Below are 19,144 nucleotides of genomic sequence, written 5' to 3' on the forward strand. Positions count from 1 at the left end.
CGACGGCGCGGAAGCGGCTTACCAGGGCACCTGCTGCTGTTCGAAATAGAAGCGTCCGGTCACTTCCGGTGCCGCCTCGGTCGCCAGCCAGACGATGCCTGCCGCGGCCTGCTCGACGGTGCGATAGCCCGTATGATCGTTGAAGTCGGTCGCAGTATAGCCCGGATCCGCCGCATTCACCGCGATACCGAAGGCGGCCAGTTCCTTGGCAAAGGCGAGCGTCACCGCATTGAGCGCCGTCTTCGAGCTGTTGTAGCCGAGAATGTTGACCGGGTGGTGCGGATTGGCCGGATCGGACAGCCAGCCCAGCGAGCCGAGCCCGCTGCTCACCATCACCACGCGGGCATCGTCCCCCGCCTTCAGCAGGGGCAGAAAAGCCTGGGTCATCCGGATCTGCGCGAAGACGTTGGTTTCGTAGACCGTCTTGATGTTGTCGAGCGGCTGCTCGCTTGGCAGAATGGGCTGGAGGCCGGGAATACCGGCATTGTTGATCAGGATATCGAGCTTGCCGTCATCGGCCTCGACCCGGGCGACCGCCGATCGGACGCTCTCGTCGCTGGTCACGTCCATCGGCAACAGGCGAACATTGATGCCCTCCCCCGCAAGCCGATCGGCCGCTTGCCCGCCGCGATCGGCGTCGCGGCTGCCCAGCCAGATGCGGAACCCCGCATGGCCCATCTGGCGCGCGGTTTCGTAGCCGATGCTCTTGTTGGCACCGGTGATAAGGACGGTCCGGTCGGTCATGTCATGCTCCTGCGCCGCGCCCGGTGGCGGTCTGCCGCCGGAGCCGCGCGGCTCGACCAGCAATATCGGCGTTCGGAACACTTTGATAATTGGCGCAAGTCCGGATACGCTGATCGCCATGTCGAACAATCCCGATGTGCCGAGCCTCGACAGCCTGCGGGTCTTCCTGGCCGTCGTCGACGCGCGCGGCTTCCGCGCCGCCTCGAAGCAACTCGGCCTCTCGCCCTCCACCGTCAGCGAAAAGATCGCCGATCTGGAGCAGCAGCTGGGCGTCCCCCTGCTCGCTCGCACCACCCGCAGCGTCGTGCCGACCGAGGCGGGACGCGCCTTGGCAACCCGGATGGCGCCGCTGCTGGCCGAGGCACGAGCCGCGCTGCAGGATGCCGCCAATTCGCAGGCCGAGGTCCGCGGTCTGCTCCGGCTGAACGTAACCGGGGCGGTGATGGTCGACATCCTGCCGCCGCTGCTCGATCGCTTCCTCAACCTGCACCGGCAGGTCCGCGTCGAGATCGTGGTGGAGGACCGGCTGGTCGACATCGTGGCGGCCGGGTGCGACGCGGGCATCCGCTATGGCGAGCACCTGGCGAAGGACATGATCGCCGTGCCGATCGGGCCGAAGGCGCAGGCGCTCGCCTATGCCGCCGCGCCCTCCTACCTGGCGCGTCGTCCCGCGCCCGAGAATCCACGCGCCCTGATGGCGCATGAGGCGATCCGGCTCCGCTTTTCGAGTGGCGCGCTGGTCGCCTGGGAGTTCGAGCGAGACCAGCAATCGATCACGATCGACCCGCCCGGCCGACTGATCATCGGGGTCGATGCGGCACCCGCAGCCATTGCCGCCGCATGTGCCGGACACGGCATCATCGGAACTTTCGAAAACTGGCTCGCGCCCTACATCGCCGATGGTTCGCTGCTACCGATCTTGCCGCAATGGTGGCCAGCATTCGAAGGGCCTAGGCTGTACTTCTCCAGCCGTTTCGTTCCTGCACCCCTGCGCGCCTTTATCGACCTTCTCGCTTCCGATCGCCGCGAGGCTCGAATTTCCACCTCTGCATGAACTGCGAGAGCGGCCGAACGACGGGATCTTGGCGCGTGCCCGTCCTCAGCAGCGCGCGCCTCCGCGTTAAGCGTCGAAATCTGCCCTGATCTGATCTCGTGCACCCTGAACATTGCCCTTTAGGCTTGAACGAAGCGGTTTCCATCCCGCAGGGTGTCGGCCCTGGCAATGGCCGAGGCGGGAGAGAATGGATGCGTAAAATATTGGCGGTATTGGCGCTTTTCACCATGGCGCAGACCGTGCCGGATCCGCATCTGCCCAAGCCGACGCTGGATTCCGTCGCGCCCATCTTGCCGCAGGGGTTGCAGCACGCAGTCCTGATCGTCTCGAAAACCAACGGCTGGCGGCATCTTGAGCATATCCCGCACTCGAACCAGGTGCTTGCCGATATCGCCAAGGGCCTGGGCCGCGCGAGCTACGTCACCGAGAATGGCGCGGTTTTCAACGACGACCAATTACGCCACTTCTCCGTCGTCGTGCTCAACAGCGCGAGCGGCGAATTCCTCACATCCGAGCAGCGCGCCGCCTTTGCGCGGTTCGTCGCGCGGGGCGGCGGCGTCGTGGCACTGCATGCGGCGGGCGACAACAGCCATACCGATCCCTGGTACGTCCAGACGGTGATCGGCACCACATTCATCGGGCATCCGGGCGGCGCCGATCACCTCCAGCCTGCAAAGGTCCTGGTCGACAAGCCGGACCATCCTGCGATGGCCGGCGTGAAACTGCCCTGGTCCCTGGTCGACGAATGGTATTCCTTCGATTCGAACCCGGCCGCGCGCGGCATGACGGTGCTCGCCCGGATCGACGAGGCCAGCTATCGGCCGGGCGCCAAGCTGGCGATGGGGGTGCATCCCGTCATCTGGGTCAACCCTTCGACCAAGGGGCGGGTTTTCTATTCGGCGCTCGGCCATTCGCCGGAAGCCTATGACGATCCCAACTATCGGCGTATCCTCACCAACGCCATTCGCTGGGCCGCCCGCTAGGCACTGCGGCGCCGGGTCACGGCGCCGGCCCTCCAGCCGGCCCGTCGCTACCTTTCGCAGCGCGTCCTGTGCGTTGCGGGAACGGCGGGCTCAGGCCGCCGCCGCCGGCAGTATATGGTCCGACACCACGACGTCGATCTGCGCTCCGCCCAGTGCGCTGCCCCCAGGCAGTTTTACTCGCGCCCGCTGAGCGAATCCAGCGCCGAGCATATATGCGTGCGCAGCGCTGGGTCGCGAGTGATTTCCAGCATGGCGCTGAGGCTGGAGCGGGCGCCGCCGATCTCTCCCGCCAGCAGCAACAGGCGGGCACGCTCCCACCAACCTTGCCCGTGGTCCGGTGCGATCACGGTCATCCGGTCGTACAGCGTCAGCGCGCGCGCGGCATCGTCCGCAGCTTCGGCGCGGCTCGCCTGGTTCATCAGCAGCCGCACCAGGACCGATCGGTTCGACATCGGCGTGACATGCTCGATCGTGGGCACCACAGCTGGCCCCAGAACGCCCCGCAGCAGGGCAGCGAGATCGTCCGCCGCCACGATGCGCCCGTCGTTGAACGGATCGATCAGCACCGCTTCGGTCTCGGCGCCCACCCGGGCGAGGACATGGCCGGGCGTGTTCAGCGGATCCACGCGCCAGCCAAGCCGCCGGGCGGCGGCGACATACAGGATGGTCAGGCTCACCGGCAGGCCGCGCCTGCGATCGATGACGCGGATGAGATCGGCATTGGCGGGGTCGTCATAGCGGGTCTGGTCTCCGCTGAAGCCGAAAGTCGTCGCCATCACGTCGGCCAGCGCCTGCGCGCGGTCCTCGACGGTCTCCGCATCACCGCCCGCCGTCGCCAGCCTTTCGGTATAGGCGTTGAGCTGGCCGACATAGGGGCCGAGATCCACGTCGGGATGATCCAGTGCCGCCAATTGCAGCGCGGCCGCGTCGAGGTCGATCGCCTCGTCTTCCATCAGGCCGAGCTGGAGGATGGCGTCGGTGGGTACAGCGGTGGCCAAGATCCTATCCTTCTTCCAGCGCGGCGTTCGGACCGTACGCGGCGCGAATGGGCAGATCAGCGGGCGAGCGGCGACTGCGCATAGTCGCGCAGGAGGTGCGCCACGTCGTCGTACAGCGCCACCGCGCCCGCATCGATCAACGCGTCGTCGGCAAATCCGCCCGAGCGCACGCCGATGGCAGCGATGCCGCATCTGCACGCCGCCTCGATGTCATAGGGGGTGTCCCCCACTACCAGCACCTCATCCGGCCCCAGCGGCGCTACCTTCGCGAGCGCAGTCGCGAAGATGTCCGGAGCGGGTTTGGTCCGCGCGACGTCGTCGGCGCTGGTTGTCTCCGAAATCAGCTGACGCGCATCGAGCAGATCGACATAATGGTCGAGCTCGGCCTTCGAGGCCGACGAGGCGAGCACTGCCCGCAGCCCTTCCGCCTGCACGCGCGCGAGGATCGCGCGCGCATCGGCGAAGGGTTCGACCCGGGCGAGGAACTTGGCTTTGAAGACCTCCCCATGCACCTTGCCGAGCTTGTCCTGGGCATCCTCGTCGATATCCGGCAGCAGTGTCGGGACCAGCATGTCCGCTCCCTTGCCGATCTGATCGTGGATCGTGTCCGCATCGAAGGCCTTGCCGATCGTCGCGAATGCCTCCTGCCAGGCCGCGATGTGAAAGGCGTTGCTGTCCACGAGCGTGCCGTCGATGTCGAACAGAACGGCTTTGATCGGCATGTCGCACCTCGGCGCCAGGAGAACAGGGTCGGCGATCCGTGATCGCGGCGGGTAGACGAACCGAGCGCATCGCCTCCCCCAAGGTTCCCGCCCGGCAAGCGCCGTCAGCGGGAAACACGAAGGGCCGCCCCATCGCTGGAGCGGCCCTTCCATTGCCTGCCACTGAAGGCCGGGAGGTCAGTAGCGGCTCGCCTCGACGAGGTTCGCCATGCTCATGGATTCCGTCTTCAGCGGCGTGAGACAATGAGACATTCGACCACCTCCTTTCTGTTGTTGAACAAGGCCAACCATATCGGGTCGACCTATGAAACTTGCAAGGATCGCAGCCACTTGGCGGCGAAAATCGTGCATCCTGAGCCGCATTTTCTTCATTTGGTGGACATCGGCCGCCAGGGACGCGCCGCATCCTCGCGGAAGAGGTCGCAGCGCTTGTCCTCGCGCCCTATCCATGCTGAACAAACGGCGCCTCCAGGGGCGCTCCGGCACTGGACTGGAGCGGATCCGTCGCTACAGGTTTTTTTCGGATTTTCATTCAGTTAAGCGGGAGAAGATGAATCGTGGCCGAAGCTCGGGCGGAACGCTTCATCGAAAGCCTGCTGAGGTTCGACGGTGCGCTCGCCCGCCAGATCGCGGAGCATGACTGGGCGGGGACGGCCGTCGGCCCGATCGGCAGCTGGTCCGAAAGCCTCAAGACGGCGCTCGGGATCACGTTGCTGTCCCCCGCCCCCATGGCGTTGTTCTGGGGCACGGAGGGCATCACGCTCTACAACGACGCCTATGCTGCCCTGGCCGGGGGGCGGCACCCGGCCCTGCTCGGCGCCAGGATCGGGGACGGCTGGCCGGCGATCGCGCGCTTCAACGACGCGGGCTTACGGGCCGGACTCGCAGGCGGCCGCCTCGCCTACCGCGACGAAGAGATCTGCCTGGACCGGCCCGGCCTGCCCGAGCGGGCGTTCCTGAACCTCGATTATTCGCCGGTACTCGGCGAGGACGACCAGCCCGCAGGCGTGCTCGCGATCGTCGCGGAGACGACCGGGCACGTCGCGACCCAGCATCGGCTGCAGGCCGAGCGCGACCGCGCCGCGGAGGTTCTCGAGAGCATCTCGGATGCCTTCTACGCCGTCGATGGCGATTGGCGGTTCACCTATGTCAACAGCAAGGCCCAGGAATGGTGGGGGCGTGCCGCCACCGATCTTCTCGGCAAGCACTATTGGACGGCGTTCCCGCAAGCCGTCGGCAGCAAGGCTTATGAAGAACATCTTCGCGCGATGGCCGATCGCGTGCCGGTGCGGCTCGAAACCGTGTCGCCAATCCTGCAGCGCTGGGTCGGCATCGACATCCATCCGACCGCAAACGGCGGCCTCTCGGTCTATTTTCGCGACATCGGCGACCAGAAGCGGGCGGAGGAGGCGCAGCGCGCCAGCGACGCGCGGCTGGCGGCGATCTTCGCCGGTGCCACCGTCGGACTGTCCGAAGTAAATCCGGACGGCCGGTTCCTGCGGGTCAACGAGGAACTGTGCCGCCTCCTGGGGCGCGGGGCGGACGCATTGCACGGCATGACGATCGCCGACGTCACCCATCCCGAGTCCCTGGAGCCAAGCCTCGAGGCCATCGCCGATACCCTGCGAACGGGAAAGGCAACGTCGGTCGACAAGCGCTACGTGCGGCCCGATGGCAGCGTCGTCTGGGCCAACAGCCGCGTCTCGCGCCTCGACGCAGACGCACGCTCGAGCAATCTCCTCGTCGTCACCGTCGACATGTCGGATCGGCTGGCCGCGGAACAGCGCGTGCGCGAAAGCGAAGGTCGCTACCGGCAGATCGTCGAAGGCGCCGAGGACTTCGCGATCGCTTCGGTCGATCCGGATGGCCGCGTCACGAGCTGGAATACGGGTGCGGCCCGCATCACCGGCTTCGAGGAAGCGGACATCCTCGGCAGGCCGGGGGCGCTCCTCTTCACGCCCGAAGACCGCGCCGCTGGCGCGCCCGATCACGAGCTGAACAGAGCGGCAAGCGACGGCCGATCGCTCAACGAACGCTGGCACATGCGCAAGGACGGCAGCCGTTTCTGGGGCTCCGGGCTTACCATGCGGCTCGACCAGCCCGGTGGCGGATATCTGAAGATCTTCCGCGATCGCACCGCCGAACATGCGGCCGAGGCGCATCTGCGCCGGCGTTCCGAACAACTCCAGGGCCTTGCCGAGACCGCCAATGCGGTGACGGCCGCGCCCACGCTGGAGGCGACGCTCGACGAAATCACCCGTGCAGCACGCAGAATCATCGGCGCACATCAGGCGGTCGTCAGCCTGACCCAAGGCGAGGATTGGGCGCAGATCATCCCCTACATCGATCTCAGCGGGAAATATGCCGGGTGGCGCACCTATGCCACGCCGGCGGACGGCTCCGGCATCTATGCGCTGGTCTGCGAGACCAATCGTCCGTTGCGGCTCACCCAGGCCGAACTGGAGGCGCATCCCCGGTGGCGCGGCTTCGGCGCGCACGCGCAGGATCACCCGCCGATGCGCGGCTGGCTGGCAGTACCCCTCGTCGGACGGGACGGTCGCAACCTCGGCCTCATCCAGCTTTCCGACAAGCAGGACGGATCGGAATTCGACGAGGATGACGAGGCGATCATCGTGCAGCTCGCCCGCCAGGCGGCCGACATCATCGAACGCACCCAGGCCCAGGAAGCGCTCGCTGCCGAGGTCGAGGCATTGGGGCGCCTGCAGGAAGTCAGCACCCGCCTGATCCGCGATGAATCGCCGCAGTCGGTGTACGATGCGATCCTGACCGCCGCTACCGAACTGATGGGTTCGGAATGCGCCAGCATCCAGATGCTGAACGCGTCGGGAGACCTCGACCTGCTGGCGCACCGGGGATACGACCCGCGCTCGGCCGCCTATTGGCAAACCGTCGGCGCGACCTCGGGCAGCACCTGCGGCATCGCGCTGGGAACAGGTCAGCGCGTGATCGTGCCGGACGTGGAGGATTCGGGTCTGGCCGAAGAGAGCGGCGACCTGAAGGCGTATCGCTGGACGGGCATGCGCGCGGTGCAGACGACCCCGCTCCTGTCGCGCTCGGGCAAGCCGCTCGGCATGTTGTCGACCCATTGGAAGCGGCCGCACATGCCATCGGAACGCGACTTGAAGCTTTTCGACGTGCTGGCACGCCAGGCAGCCGACGGGATCGAACGGGTGACGGCGCAGGCGGAACTGCGCGAAAGCCAGGCGCGCCAGGCGTTCCTCCTTTCGCTGTCCGATACGCTGCGCGCCCTGAAGTCGCCGCTCGACATCGCCTCGGCCGCCGCGCAGCACATCGGCGAGCAATATGGGCTCAGCCGCGTCTTCTATGCCGAGTTCTTCGGCAGCCTGATGAAGGTCGAGCGGGACTTCACGCGGGGCGTTGCCTCGATCGTGGGCGAGCACGAGCTGGCCGCGTTCGGCGAACCGCTGCTGCGCGCCTATCACGAGAACCCGGTCGTCCGGATCGACGATGTCCGCACCGATCCGCGGCTTGGCGAGGATGCGCGCGGCGGGCTGCTGGCGAGAGAGGTCGGCGCCTATCTCGACGTCGTGCTGTTCGAGGACGCGCACTGGGTGAGCGTGCTGGCGATGCAGAGCACCACGCCGCGCAGCTGGACGCCGGCGGAGGAAGCACTGTTCCGCGAGATCGGCGAGCGCGTAAAGGCCGCGATCGAGCGCGCCACTGCCGAGGACCAGCTTCGCGAGCTCAACGAAACGCTCGAGCGTCGCGTGGCCGCGGCGCTGGCGGAGCGTAAGCTGCTCGCGGATCTGGTCGAAGGCACGGATGCCTTCGTCCAGGTGGTCGATGCAGATTTTCGTTGGCTCGCGGTCAACCGCGCGGCGGCGGACGAATTCGAGCGGATCTACGGCACCCGGCCCAGGGTCGGGGCCTCGATGCTCGATCTTTTTGCCGACAAGCCGGCGCACCAGGCCGCCGCACAAGCGCTATGGGCGCGCGCGTTGGGTGGCGAGGAGTTCACCGCGATCGGCGAATTCGGCGATCCCAGCCTGGACCGCCGCTTCTACGAGATGAAGTTCAATGTGCTGCGGGATGCCAGCGGCGCGCGCATTGGGGCATATCAGTTCGTCTATGATGTGACGCAGCGGATCGCCGAACAGCACCGGCTGGCAGAGGCCGAGGAGGCGCTGCGCCAGAGCCAGAAGATGGAGGCGATGGGCCAGCTCACCGGGGGTGTGGCGCACGACTTCAACAACCTGCTGACTCCGATCGTCGGCTCGCTCGACATGCTGCAGCGCCGAGGCATCGGCAACGAGCGCGAGCAGCGTCTTATCGCCGGCGCGGTGCAGTCGGCCGAGCGCGCCAGGACGCTCGTCCAGCGCCTGCTCGCTTTCGCCCGGCGCCAACCCCTGCAGCCCGTCGCCGTCGATATTGCCAGGCTGGTGCAGGGCATGGGCGAGCTCGTCTCGAGCACGACCGGTCCGCAGATCGAGGTCGTGCTGCAGGCCGAAGACGACCTGCCCTTCGCCAAGGCCGATCCGAACCAGCTGGAAATGGCGCTGCTCAACCTCGCGGTGAACGCGCGCGACGCGATGCCGGGGGGCGGCGTGCTCCGTATCGCCGCGGCGGCGGCGAAGGTCGGCCGCGCGCATCGTTCGGGGCTGAAGCCCGGCGCCTACGTCAAGCTCTCGGTGGCCGATACCGGCGCAGGCATGGACGATGCAACCCTGGCGCGGGCGATCGAGCCGTTCTTCTCCACCAAGGGCGTTGGCAAGGGCACCGGGCTCGGCCTGTCGATGGTCCACGGCCTCGCTTCCCAGCTCGGTGGCGCATTGACGATCCAGAGCCAGCCGGGCCGAGGCACCACGATCGAGCTGTGGTTGCCGCAGAGCGAGGTGGCGCCGAAGCCAGAAGAACAGACCGGTGCCCAAAGCCTCGCGCCCGCAGCGCGCGGCGTCGCGCTGCTGGTCGACGACGAGGAACTGGTGCGGATGAGCACCGCCGACATGCTCACCGAAATGGGCTATGCCGTCATCGAGGCAGCGTCGGGCGAAGAGGCGATGCAGTTCGTCGCCAACGACGTGGCGTTCGACGTCCTCCTGACCGATCACCTGATGCCCGGCATCACCGGAACAGATCTCGCGCGGATGGTCCGCACGGCGCGGCCGGACGTGCCGGTGTTGCTGGTCTCGGGCTATGCCGAAACCGAGGGCGTGGACCCGAACCTGCCGCGGCTGATCAAGCCGTTCCGCAAGGACGAGCTCGCATCGAGCCTGGCACAGTTGCCGGCACATGCCTGCGCCGACGCTTCCGGTTAGATGCAGATCAATAGGATCGCCTGGATCTTACGACTCTGGCGGATGTTCTGGTTGCAACAGGAAGGAGGCGAGCATGTGGGCGCCCCAACCATTTTTCCAGAACGCGACGATCCTGCTCGCCACGCAGCAGAGCTTTTGCGCCGCTTACCTTGCGCAGACACTCTCGATGTTCGGCCTGCGCACCATAGGCCCCTTCGCCAGCGAGGCGGAATTGCAGGCATGGGCCGATGCCTTCCCCTCGCCGCCGGCGGCGATCGTTCTCGCCGCTGACTGGCTGCGGGACCGGGAATTGCCCTTGCCGCCATCGCTGATGGAGCGCAACATTCCCTATCTCCTTGTCGAGAACGCGCCGTGGCGCAGCACGGATATCGGCCTGCAGCCGGCCTTTGTCTGGCCGTACGCCGCATTCCAGATCGTCGAAGCGCTTCAGGATGCCGTCGCGCGCTCGATGGGGCTGCTCGACGCAGCACCCGATCCGCCCCAGCCCGGCCCAATGCCCGCCTAGGAGGCGCCGGCGGCGAGCTTCGAATCGAAATCCTCCTGGCCCGACGTTGCGGCGCTGGCCGCGGAACCATTGCGCGCCGCGCCGGTTTTGACAGCATGTTGTCCACTCAACCACATGTTGTCCAATGTCGAACCAGGAAACGCACGTACGCGAGCTCGCCCTCGCCGTCTTCGCAACCAGCGGCAGGTTGATCGGCACCGGTAACGAACTGGTTGCCCATCTCGGCCTCACCAGCGCGTGGTGGCAGGTGCTGGGAGCGCTGCGCTACTCGCCCGTGCCGCTTCCGACCGCCTCGATCGCGCGCAACATGGGCCTGACCCGGCAGGCGGTGCAGCGCATCGTCGACTTGCTGGCGGCGCGCGGGCTGGTCGAATTCCAGGACAATCCGCACCACCGCCGGGCGAAGCTCATCGTGCTGACGGAGGCCGGGATTGCCGCCGTCATCGGCGCCGAGCAGGCGGTCGCCCCGCTCGACAAGGAAATCGCCGACCGCATCGGTCGCGCCCGAATCCGCGACGCCGTCCAGACCCTGGAAGCGATGAACGCCATTCTCGCGGACTGGCTCGACCGCGCCGTGCCCCCGCGCGCGCCCGACCCCCACGCGTAAAAAGGAGACGCTGTCATGATCCTGGTATCAGGTGCCACCGGCGGCATCGGTGGTGAAGTATGCCGCCTGCTCAAGGAAGCCGGCACGCCATTCCGCGCCCTGTGCCGCAAACAAGAACAGGTCGAACGCCTGCGCCGGCAGGGCATGGATGCCGTGCTCGGCGATTTCGACCGGCCGGAAACGCTGGCGGCGGCGATGCAGGGAATCGATACGATGTTTCTCATCACACCGCCCACGCAGCAGCAGCTGACGCAGGAAACCGCGGCGATCGATGCCGCCAGGAAGGCCGGCGTCGGCCGGATCGTCAAGATCTCCGCCTCCGACAGCAATGTGCGCTCGCCGGTGCCTTGGGCAAGGGCGCACGCGCTGATCGACCACCATCTCCGCGCCTCCGGCATCGGCTGGACTATCCTCAAGCCCACCGCCTTCATGCAGAACTTCCTGTGGTTCAAGGACCCGATCGCCAAGGGATTCCTGCCTCAGGTCGCCGGCAAGGGATCGGTCTCCTGGGTCGACACGCGCGACATCGCACGCGTGGCAGCCGCCGTGCTGACCCAGGCGGGCCACGACGGCGCGACCTATTTCCTGACCGGCCCGGAGACGCTGGACATGAAGGAAGCGGCGGCGCGCCTGTCGAAGGTCCTCGGCCACAAGGTTCGCTATCTGGACCTGCCCTCCCCGCTGTTCTGGGGGCTGATGCGCCTGACCGGCAACTCGCCCTGGATGGCGAAGGGTCTGGTCGTGCAATTCGCCGACGTCGTCGCCGGGCATCACGATATCGACCCGACCTTCGAGATCCAGCGCCTCACCGGCACGCCGCCGCACGACTTCACCGATTTCCTTCTCGCGCACCGCCAGCAATTTTCTCGATAGCCATTGCGCCCGGCGGTGCGTTGTCGGGCGCGCTTCTGCACAGCCGCGACATTCTGGAGACATTTCTCATGCAGCCGACCAACGCTTCTCTCGCGGGCCATGCCGCGATCGTCACCGGTGCGAGCTCTGGCATCGGCCTTGCGGTTGCCGAAGCCGTGGCGGCAGCCGGCGCTGCCGTGGCGGTGAACTATCACGCCCAGGCAGAACCCGCTGAGGCGCTGGTGGATCGGATCATTGCCCAGGGCGGCCGCGCGATCGCGGTACAGGCCGATGTGTCGGAGGAGGCGGAGGTGATCCGCCTCTTCGACGAAGCTGCCGCCGCCTTCGGCCGCATCGACCTGCTCGTCTCCAACTCCGGCGTGCAGAAGGATGCGGCGATCGCCGACATGTCGCTGGAAGACTGGAACACGGTCATCGGCATCAACCTCACCGGCCAGTTCCTCTGCGCGCGCGAGGCGGTGAAGCGCTTCCGCGCGCAGCCCGCCCAGGCGCGGCCCGCCCGCAGCGCCGGCGTGATCGTCGCGATGAGCTCGGTGCACGAGATCATCCCCTGGGCAGGACACATCAACTACGCCTCGGCCAAGGGCGGCGTGCGCATGCTGACCCGCTCGCTCGCGCAGGAAGTCGCCGGCGACGGGATTCGGGTGAATGCCGTCGCGCCGGGCGCGATCCGCACCCCGATCAACAAGGAAGCATGGGACAGCCAGGAAGCGCTGGCCAGGCTGCTGCGACTGATCCCCTATGGCCGCATCGGCGAGCCCGAGGACGTAGCTCGCGCGGTCGTCTGGCTGGCCTCGGACGCGGCGGATTATGTGACCGGCACCACGCTGTTCGTCGACGGCGGCATGTCGCTTTATCCGGAATTCCGCGACAATGGCTGAGCCCCGTCGAACGATCGGCGAGCATGGCATCATCGGCGACCTGGAGACCGCGGCGCTGGTCGCGCGCGACGGCACGATCGATTATCTCTGCTGGCCTTCGCTCGACAGCCCGACGATCTTCGCCGACCTGCTGGACGGCGAACGCGGCGGCGCATTCTCGATCGAGCCGGAGATCGACCAGCCGCGCCACCTTCACCTCTATGTGCCCGATACGAACGTGCTGCTGACCCGCTGGATGGGAGCGGAGGGCAGCGCCGAGGTTGTCGATCTGATGCCTCAGCCGGAGGCCCGCCGCCGCGCCAAAAACGATGCGCGCTGCCTGATCCGCCGGGTGACGGTGACCAGCGGCACGGTGGCGTTCGCCATGCGCTGTACCCCCCGTTTCGACTATGCCCGCGAAGTGCCGGAGGTCGCCCATATCGAAGGCGGGGTTCGCTTCTCCGGACAGCATCTGTCGCTCTGCCTCTTCGCCTCCGTGCCGCTCGATCGGCAGCATGGCGGCGCCGGCGCGCGCTTCACCCTGTCCAAGGGCGAAAGTGCCTGGCTCGTGCTCGGCGACGAGGGGATGCCGCGACCCGACGACGCTGCGGTTCTGGCACAGATCACGGCCACTACCCAGGAATGGCGATCCTGGTCGGGCAAGGCGACCTATAAGGGTCGCTGGCGCGAACAGGTTCTGCGTTCGGCGCTGACGCTGAAGCTGCTGACCTCCGCCCGCCACGGCTCGATCGCGGCTGCAGCGACCTTCTCCCTGCCCGAAGCCGAGGGCGGCGAACGCAACTGGGATTATCGCGCGACCTGGATTCGCGATGCCTCCTTCACTGTCTACGCCTTTCTGCGGCTGGGCTTCACGGAAGAGGCGGAGCACTTCTATCGCTGGGTCGGCGCGCGCATCCTTGCGTCGGGCCGCGGAAACGCGCTCCAGATACTGTACGCGCTCGACGGAGAGGATGCGGGTGACGAGCAGGAGCTCCCGCATCTCCGCGGCTATGCGGACAGTCGCCCCGTGCGGATCGGCAATGCCGCGCGCGAACAGACGCAGCTCGACATCTTCGGCGCGCTCCTCGACAGCGCCTATCTCTCCAACAAATACGGGCCTGCCATTCCGCACGAGGGCTGGCAGCATGTCTGCCGGCTTGTCGAGCATGTAATCGAGCATTGGCAGGAGCCCGATGCAGGCATCTGGGAAATGCGCTCTGCGCCCCGCCATTTCCTCCATTCGCGCGTGATGTGCTGGGTCGCGCTCGATCGGGCCATCCGGCTCGCCAAGAAACGGTCGCTGCCCGCGCCGCTGGTAGCCTGGGCGGAGGCGCGTGATGCCATCGTCGACGATGTCTGGAAGAATTTCCGCCACCCGGAGCATGGCTATTTCGTGCAGGAGCGCGGCGGCACCGCACTCGACGCGGCCCTGCTGATGCTGCCGCTGGTGCGCTTCGTGTCGTCGACCGATCCGGTCTGGCTCAAGACGCTGGAGGCGATCGGCGCACAGCTCTGCGACGATGGGCTCGTCTACCGCTACCGCAGTGACGACGGCCTGGCAGGGCCGGAGGGCGCCTTCACCACCTGCACCTTCTGGTATGCGGAGTGCCTTGCCCGCGCGGGTCGGCTCGACGATGCGCAGATGCTCCTCGCCAAGGGAGTCGCCTACGGCAACGATCTCGGCCTGTTCGCCGAAGAGACCGATATTCGCGGACTGGCGCTTGGCAACTTTCCCCAAGCGCTGACGCACCTGGCCTTCATCAGCGCCGCGCATTTTCTCGACCGAAAGCTAGACCCGTCTCACCGGCCGGTATGGCAGCCCTAACCGGCACTTTCCGCAGACGCTTCCTAGCAGTGCAGTGCCGGCCGAGGCCACGCCCCTCGGCCCGCTAGATCTGGTGCGATTTCGTGTGCCGCTGGTAGAAGAGGTAGCGGGCGCCGCAGCCGATGGGGTTCACGCCCGTCGTCGTTCGTCCAGCCTGGGATTATGGCGATCGCGCGTGGACTAGGATGACGATGTAGCACGCGGCTGAGGAACAAGGCGCGGCGCGCTACGTCGGCAATGGTCGCAACCACTGGACGTGTGTGCATGTCGACGATCTCGCCGACCTCTGTCTGCTGGCGCTCGAGAATGCGCCGGCAGCCTCCATCTTCAACGGTGCCCATCGCACGCCCGTGACCTTGATCGAAATCGCGTGTGCCGCAAGCCTGGGGACGGGTGCCGGGGGCAAGGTGGTGGAACGGCCGCTGGCGGGAGCGCGGCAGGCGCTCGGCTGGCAGCCGTCGCGACATTCGATCCTCCGCGACCTGTGCGCCTACGCCCCCTCGGCACCCTAGGCGCCACGCATCCGGGATGGCGAAGCGGTACCGCGCAATCCTACCGCCCGTGCGTCCGCCACAAAGATCATGCTCAGGCGTCGCCTTCGTCATTGCGGCCATTCACGGCAACGACTTCGAGGATCACGTCGCCCGGCTGAAGCCGGGCCGCCTCGGCTTCCCAGAAGCCGATCACGGAGTCGCCGCGATAGATGCGATGCCCCAGCCCCGTCGCGATATCCCGCAGCGCCTTCCCGACCTCGGCATCGGTAACGCTGCGTTCGCGCAAGGCGACCCGCCCATCGGCGGCGGCAAGATCGGCCATATAGTCGGCCAGATGCTCGCCCTGGGTCGATCCGGCGAGCATCAGTCCGGCGAAGCTCGCCGGATTGATCACCGTATTCGCCCCCGCCTGCCGGGCGATCGCCTCGTTGTCCTGCGAGCGGATTACCACGCTGATCGGCAGCGTCGGAGCAATGCGGCGTGCCGTGAGGGCGATCAGGATCGAGGTATCGTCACGCCCCGCGGCGACGATCAGGGCCCGCGCGGCGCCGAGCCGGACCGCCTTCAGGGCGGCATCGCGGGTTGCGTTGCCTTCCATGACGGCAACGCCCAGCGCCTCCGCATTGCGCAGCGCGCCCGCATTCTCGTCGATGACGACGATCGTATCCGGGTGCGCACCCCGCCGGATCAGCTCGCTTGCCGCTTCCGAACCGCTGTTGCCGAACCCCGCGATGACGACATGGTTGCGAAGCTGCTTCTGGATCACCGACATGCGCCATCGCTCCCAAACACGCTTGAGCAGAAAGTCATAGGCCGTTCCCAGAAAGATCAGCCACACGAACAGGCGGATCGGCGTGACGAGGAAGGTATCGAACAGCCGCGCCTGCTGGGTCACCGGCACGATATCGCCATAGCCGACGGTCGTGACGGTAATCATCGTGAAGTAGAGAATGTCGGCGAAGGTCACCGGCGCGCCCGAGGATTGGCGCAGGCCGTCCCGATCGAACCAGTGGACCGCCAACGCGACGCCGATCAGAGCGACGGCCAGCAAGGCGCGCCAGGACAGCGCCAGCCACGCGGGCGTGCGACTGCGCCGGTAGAGATGATACGGCGAAGGACGGGAGGCGATGCGCACGGCCGGCCGCGATCAGGTGTTCGCGGTGGAGGCAGGCGTGCCCCGCCTGGGCGATTCGAACGTCGCCCAGTCGCCCTCGCCGCCCGGTTTCGGCGGCGGGCCGGCGATGCTGTCGGGCTCGTTGATCGCCCCGGTGTGAACACGGTGCAGGTGCACCTTCGCGATCATGTTCGCGGAGATCGGGGCAGTGATGAACAGGAACAGCGAGATCAGCAGTTCGTGCGCGGTCCAGACGCCGAGCCGCGCCTGGAAATAGACGACCGAGGCGAGCAGCAGCGCCCCCAGCCCGAGCGTCGTCGCCTTGGTGGGGCCGTGCAGCCGCTCCATCGTCGAGGGCAGGCGCACCAGCCCCCAGCTGCCGATCAGGGTGAAGGCCGCGCCGAGCAGCACCAGCCCGACGATGACGCTATCGATGAGGATCTTCATTCGACGATGTCTCCGCGCAGGACGAATTTGCAATAGGCGATCGTGCTGACGAAGCCCACCATCGCGAGGAGCAGCGCCGCCTCGAAATAGGTGTCGCTCCCCCCGATCATGCCGATCAGGACGATCAGCGCGATCGCGTTGATGACCATGGTGTCGAGCGCGACGATCCGGTCGCCGAGCGCCGGCCCACGCAGGAGGCGCCAACCGTTCAGCAGCAGCGCGAGCGCGATGCCGGCCGCGGCGATATGGAGCGCCACCCCGATCATGCGAACACCCGCTGCAACCGCGCCTCGTAGCGCGCCTTGATCCGTGCGACTTCCGCCGCTTCGTCGCCGACGTCGAGCGCATGGACCAGCAGGAAGCGCCCATCGGCCGACACGTCCGACGAAACCGTGCCCGGCGTGAGGCTGATCGTGCCCGCCAGCAGCGTGATCGCCTCGGGCGTCGTCAGGTCGACGGGAATGACCAGCCACCGCGCACGCAGATCCCGGTTTCGGCGGAACAGGATCAGCCACGCGATCTGGAAATTGGCGACCACGATGTCGAACAGGACGATGGCGAGATAGGCGAGGAACGCCCGCCCGAAGCGAATCCGGGGCCGGTCGGGCCAGAAAGGCTGGGTGAATTTCGGCAGGATCAGCGCGAAGATCGTGCCGACCACGATACCGCCGACGGTGATGCTATTCGCCATCAGCAGCCAGACGATCAGCAGCATCGCCGACAGGGCGGGGTGCGGCAGCAGGCCCCTCATCGTACGGCTCCCAGCACGGCGGCGACGTACCGCTCGGGGCTCACGATCTGCCGCGCGGTCGCGCGGGTCTGGTCGGTCACCCATCCCGCCGCGACCGTCAGCAGCGCCAGGATCGCCAGCAGCGTGATCGGTGCGACATGGTCCGCACGCGTCCGTGCGACGCTGGCCACGGGGTCTGTGCTCGGCGGCGAGGTCTTCCAGAACAAGGTCGATCCGGCGCGCGAGAAACCGATCACGCCGATCAGCGTGGAGCCGAGGATGGTCGCCCAGATCGCCGGCCAGCCCGGCATCGCGAAGCTGGCATCGAGGATCAGCAGCTTGCCGACGAACCCGGCGAGCGGCGGCAGGCCGGCCGCGGCGATCGCGGCGGTCATGTACAGCAGGGCCGCAGCATCCCGTCCCGCAAAGGCCGGACTGGGCACGATCGCGTCGGCATATTGCCCCCTGCGGCGTATCGTCACGTCGGCGACGAGGAACAGCGCCGCACCCGCCAGCGTCGCCTGGAGCAGATAGTAGAGCGCGGCGGCCAGCGCCGCCTCGCGCCAGACCGAAACCGCCATCAACAGCGTCCCTGTGGAGGCGAGCACCGCGAAGGCCGCCTGTTCCCGCATCCCGCGTGCCGCAACCACGCCGACAAAGCCGAGGATCGCGCCCAGCATCGCGGCGGGAAGCAGATAGGGCGCCGGCACCCACGCCGCCGCGCCCGCCTGCGCCCCGAAGATCAGCGGCACGGTGCGGATCATCGCATAGACGCCGACCTTGGTCATGATCGCGAACAGGGCGGCGACCACCGGCATCGTCGCGGCATAGGTACGCGGCATCCACAGATGGATCGGCACCACCGCCGCCTTCAGCGCGAAGACCGCCATCAGCAGCAAACCGGCGATGCGCAGCAGCCCCTGGTCCGCCGCGCCCAGGCGCGCGACCTTGACCGCGAGATCGGCCATGTTGAGCGTCGCGGTCAGCCCGTAGAGCAGCCCCAGCGCGATCAGGAAGAGCGCCGAACCGACGATGTTGACCACCACATAGGCGACACCCGCCTTCAGCCGCAGCCCCCCCTGCCCATGCAGCATCAGGCCGTAGGAAGCGATCAGCAGCACCTCGAAAAAGACGAACAGGTTGAACAGGTCGCCGGTGAGGAACGCGCCGTTCAGCCCCAGCAGCTGGAAATGGAACATCGGATGGAAATGCCATCCCTTCCGATCCGCCCCGGTGACGATCGCATGGCCCAGCACCGGGAGCGCGAGGACCGCGGCGAGCACCAGCATCAGCGCCGCCAGCCGATCGACCACCAGCACGATCCCGAACGGCGCGGGCCAGGCGCCCAGCGCATAGCTGCGGATCGCATCGTCCTGCGTGATACCGAACAAGGCGAGCGCGGCGGCCAGCATCGCCAGGCAGCCGCCCAGCGACAGATAGAGGCTGAAGATGCGCCGCCGCCGCATCATCAGCATTGTGACCGGGGCGATGACGGCGGGGATGACGATCGGCGCGATCGGGAGGTGATCGAGCAGGGTCATGCCGCCGCCTCCCCCTCGCGGTCGGGATCGGGGTTGCCGTCGACCTGGTCCGTCCCGCTTTCCAGGAAGCTCCGCAAGGACAGGATGACGGTCAGCGCGGTCATCCCGAAGGTGATCACGATCGCGGTCAGCACCAGCGCCTGCGGCAGCGGATCGGCATGCTCGACCACGCCCTTGGCGTAGAGCGGGGGCTTGTCGACGATCAGCCGGCCGGTCGCGAACAGGAACAGGTTGATCGCATAGGACAGCAAGGTCAGCCCCAGCACGACCTGGAAGGTCCGCCCACGCAGGGCCAGATAGACGCCGCCGGCAATCAGCACGGCAATCGCGGACGCGACCAGAAACTCCAG

General features: G+C 67.2%; 18 protein-coding genes. 9 read left to right on the plus strand and 9 right to left on the minus strand.

Features of this window, described 5'->3' with window-relative positions; translation table 11 throughout:
• Positions 1–18: 18 nt before the first annotated feature.
• Positions 19–744: an SDR family oxidoreductase gene (locus QZ670_RS12670; protein ID WP_294255913.1), complete on the minus strand. Its 726-nt coding sequence runs from the start codon at positions 742–744 to the stop codon at positions 19–21.
• 118 nt (positions 745–862) lie between these two features.
• Between QZ670_RS12670 and QZ670_RS12675 the strand changes: the two genes are divergently transcribed.
• Together QZ670_RS12675 and QZ670_RS12680 are read left to right on the plus strand one after the other, a co-directional pair.
• On the plus strand, positions 863–1,798 hold the full coding sequence (locus tag QZ670_RS12675) for a LysR family transcriptional regulator (RefSeq protein WP_294255915.1): 936 nt from the start codon (positions 863–865) through the stop codon (positions 1,796–1,798).
• Between the two features lie 191 nt (positions 1,799–1,989).
• Entirely contained in the window at positions 1,990–2,781 is a 792-nt protein-coding gene (locus QZ670_RS12680) for a ThuA domain-containing protein (protein WP_294255917.1), read from the plus strand.
• 173 nt (positions 2,782–2,954) lie between these two features.
• On the opposite strand, the gene QZ670_RS12685 is transcribed toward QZ670_RS12680, so the two are convergent.
• Positions 2,955–3,779, minus strand: coding sequence for a transglutaminase-like domain-containing protein (locus tag QZ670_RS12685; protein WP_294255918.1), 825 nt, complete (start codon positions 3,777–3,779; stop codon positions 2,955–2,957).
• A gap of 56 nt (positions 3,780–3,835) precedes the next feature.
• The gene (locus QZ670_RS12690; RefSeq protein ID WP_294255921.1) at positions 3,836–4,501 is read right to left on the minus strand and encodes an HAD family hydrolase; all 666 of its coding nucleotides are present in this window, start codon (positions 4,499–4,501) and stop codon (positions 3,836–3,838) included.
• A 557-nt stretch (positions 4,502–5,058) separates the two neighbouring features.
• Here QZ670_RS12690 and QZ670_RS12695 point away from each other — a divergent pair.
• The 7 genes from QZ670_RS12695 (at position 5,059) to QZ670_RS12725 (ending at position 14,980) form a co-directional block, all read left to right on the plus strand.
• Positions 5,059–9,798, plus strand: a complete 4,740-nt coding sequence (locus QZ670_RS12695; RefSeq protein WP_294255923.1) for a PAS domain-containing protein — start codon at positions 5,059–5,061, stop codon at positions 9,796–9,798.
• A 73-nt stretch (positions 9,799–9,871) separates the two neighbouring features.
• Complete coding sequence (locus QZ670_RS12700; RefSeq protein WP_294255925.1) at positions 9,872–10,303, plus strand: hypothetical protein; 432 nt, start codon at positions 9,872–9,874, stop codon at positions 10,301–10,303.
• A 124-nt stretch (positions 10,304–10,427) separates the two neighbouring features.
• Positions 10,428–10,910, plus strand: coding sequence for a MarR family transcriptional regulator (locus tag QZ670_RS12705; RefSeq protein WP_294255927.1), 483 nt, complete (start codon positions 10,428–10,430; stop codon positions 10,908–10,910).
• 15 nt (positions 10,911–10,925) lie between these two features.
• Positions 10,926–11,783 (plus strand): SDR family oxidoreductase, encoded by an 858-nt coding sequence (locus QZ670_RS12710; protein ID WP_294255930.1) that lies wholly within the window; start codon positions 10,926–10,928, stop codon positions 11,781–11,783.
• A 68-nt stretch (positions 11,784–11,851) separates the two neighbouring features.
• Complete coding sequence (locus tag QZ670_RS12715) at positions 11,852–12,664, plus strand: glucose 1-dehydrogenase (protein ID WP_294255933.1); 813 nt, start codon at positions 11,852–11,854, stop codon at positions 12,662–12,664.
• A complete protein-coding gene (locus QZ670_RS12720; protein ID WP_294255936.1) occupies positions 12,657–14,468 on the plus strand; it encodes a glycoside hydrolase family 15 protein in 1,812 nt (603 codons plus the stop codon). The genes QZ670_RS12715 and QZ670_RS12720 overlap by 8 nt, the downstream gene beginning before the upstream one ends.
• A gap of 260 nt (positions 14,469–14,728) precedes the next feature.
• Entirely contained in the window at positions 14,729–14,980 is a 252-nt protein-coding gene (locus tag QZ670_RS12725) for a hypothetical protein (protein ID WP_294255938.1), read from the plus strand.
• 73 nt (positions 14,981–15,053) lie between these two features.
• Here the strand turns inward: QZ670_RS12725 and QZ670_RS12730 are convergent, their stop codons facing one another.
• From QZ670_RS12730 to QZ670_RS12755, 6 genes are read right to left on the minus strand one after another with little or no spacing between them, the layout of a single operon-like run.
• A complete protein-coding gene (locus QZ670_RS12730) occupies positions 15,054–16,097 on the minus strand; it encodes a potassium channel family protein (RefSeq protein WP_294255941.1) in 1,044 nt (347 codons plus the stop codon).
• Between the two features lie 12 nt (positions 16,098–16,109).
• On the minus strand, positions 16,110–16,523 hold the full coding sequence (locus QZ670_RS12735; protein WP_294255945.1) for a Na+/H+ antiporter subunit G: 414 nt from the start codon (positions 16,521–16,523) through the stop codon (positions 16,110–16,112).
• Positions 16,520–16,789 (minus strand): K+/H+ antiporter subunit F, encoded by a 270-nt coding sequence (locus tag QZ670_RS12740; protein WP_294255947.1) that lies wholly within the window; start codon positions 16,787–16,789, stop codon positions 16,520–16,522. The genes QZ670_RS12735 and QZ670_RS12740 overlap by 4 nt, the downstream gene beginning before the upstream one ends.
• The gene (locus QZ670_RS12745) at positions 16,786–17,274 is read right to left on the minus strand and encodes a Na+/H+ antiporter subunit E (protein ID WP_294255950.1); all 489 of its coding nucleotides are present in this window, start codon (positions 17,272–17,274) and stop codon (positions 16,786–16,788) included. Before QZ670_RS12745 ends, QZ670_RS12740 begins: the two co-directional genes overlap by 4 nt.
• Positions 17,271–18,794, minus strand: coding sequence for a monovalent cation/H+ antiporter subunit D (locus QZ670_RS12750; RefSeq protein ID WP_294255952.1), 1,524 nt, complete (start codon positions 18,792–18,794; stop codon positions 17,271–17,273). The genes QZ670_RS12745 and QZ670_RS12750 overlap by 4 nt, the downstream gene beginning before the upstream one ends.
• Positions 18,791–19,144 (minus strand): Na+/H+ antiporter subunit C, encoded by a 354-nt coding sequence (locus QZ670_RS12755; protein WP_365894648.1) that lies wholly within the window; start codon positions 19,142–19,144, stop codon positions 18,791–18,793. The genes QZ670_RS12750 and QZ670_RS12755 overlap by 4 nt, the downstream gene beginning before the upstream one ends.

Origin of the sequence: uncultured Sphingomonas sp., from assembly GCF_913774285.1 — a bacterium.
Taxonomy (GTDB): Bacteria; Pseudomonadota; Alphaproteobacteria; order Sphingomonadales; family Sphingomonadaceae; genus Sphingomonas.

Bases quoted from the DNA above. Each gene is read 5' to 3' on its own strand.
- QZ670_RS12670 (WP_294255913.1), bottom strand. From the start codon at position 744: ATGACCGACCGGACCGTCCTTATCACCGGTGCCAACAAGAGCATCGGC.
- QZ670_RS12675 (WP_294255915.1), top strand. From the start codon at position 863: ATGTCGAACAATCCCGATGTGCCGAGCCTCGACAGCCTGCGGGTCTTC.
- QZ670_RS12680 (WP_294255917.1), top strand. From the start codon at position 1,990: ATGCGTAAAATATTGGCGGTATTGGCGCTTTTCACCATGGCGCAGACC.
- QZ670_RS12690 (WP_294255921.1), bottom strand. From the start codon at position 4,501: ATGCCGATCAAAGCCGTTCTGTTCGACATCGACGGCACGCTCGTGGAC.
- QZ670_RS12700 (WP_294255925.1), top strand. From the start codon at position 9,872: ATGTGGGCGCCCCAACCATTTTTCCAGAACGCGACGATCCTGCTCGCC.
- QZ670_RS12705 (WP_294255927.1), top strand. From the start codon at position 10,428: ATGTCGAACCAGGAAACGCACGTACGCGAGCTCGCCCTCGCCGTCTTC.
- QZ670_RS12710 (WP_294255930.1), top strand. From the start codon at position 10,926: ATGATCCTGGTATCAGGTGCCACCGGCGGCATCGGTGGTGAAGTATGC.
- QZ670_RS12715 (WP_294255933.1), top strand. From the start codon at position 11,852: ATGCAGCCGACCAACGCTTCTCTCGCGGGCCATGCCGCGATCGTCACC.
- QZ670_RS12720 (WP_294255936.1), top strand. From the start codon at position 12,657: ATGGCTGAGCCCCGTCGAACGATCGGCGAGCATGGCATCATCGGCGAC.
- QZ670_RS12735 (WP_294255945.1), bottom strand. From the start codon at position 16,523: ATGAAGATCCTCATCGATAGCGTCATCGTCGGGCTGGTGCTGCTCGGC.
- QZ670_RS12740 (WP_294255947.1), bottom strand. From the start codon at position 16,789: ATGATCGGGGTGGCGCTCCATATCGCCGCGGCCGGCATCGCGCTCGCG.
- QZ670_RS12745 (WP_294255950.1), bottom strand. From the start codon at position 17,274: ATGAGGGGCCTGCTGCCGCACCCCGCCCTGTCGGCGATGCTGCTGATC.
- QZ670_RS12750 (WP_294255952.1), bottom strand. From the start codon at position 18,794: ATGACCCTGCTCGATCACCTCCCGATCGCGCCGATCGTCATCCCCGCC.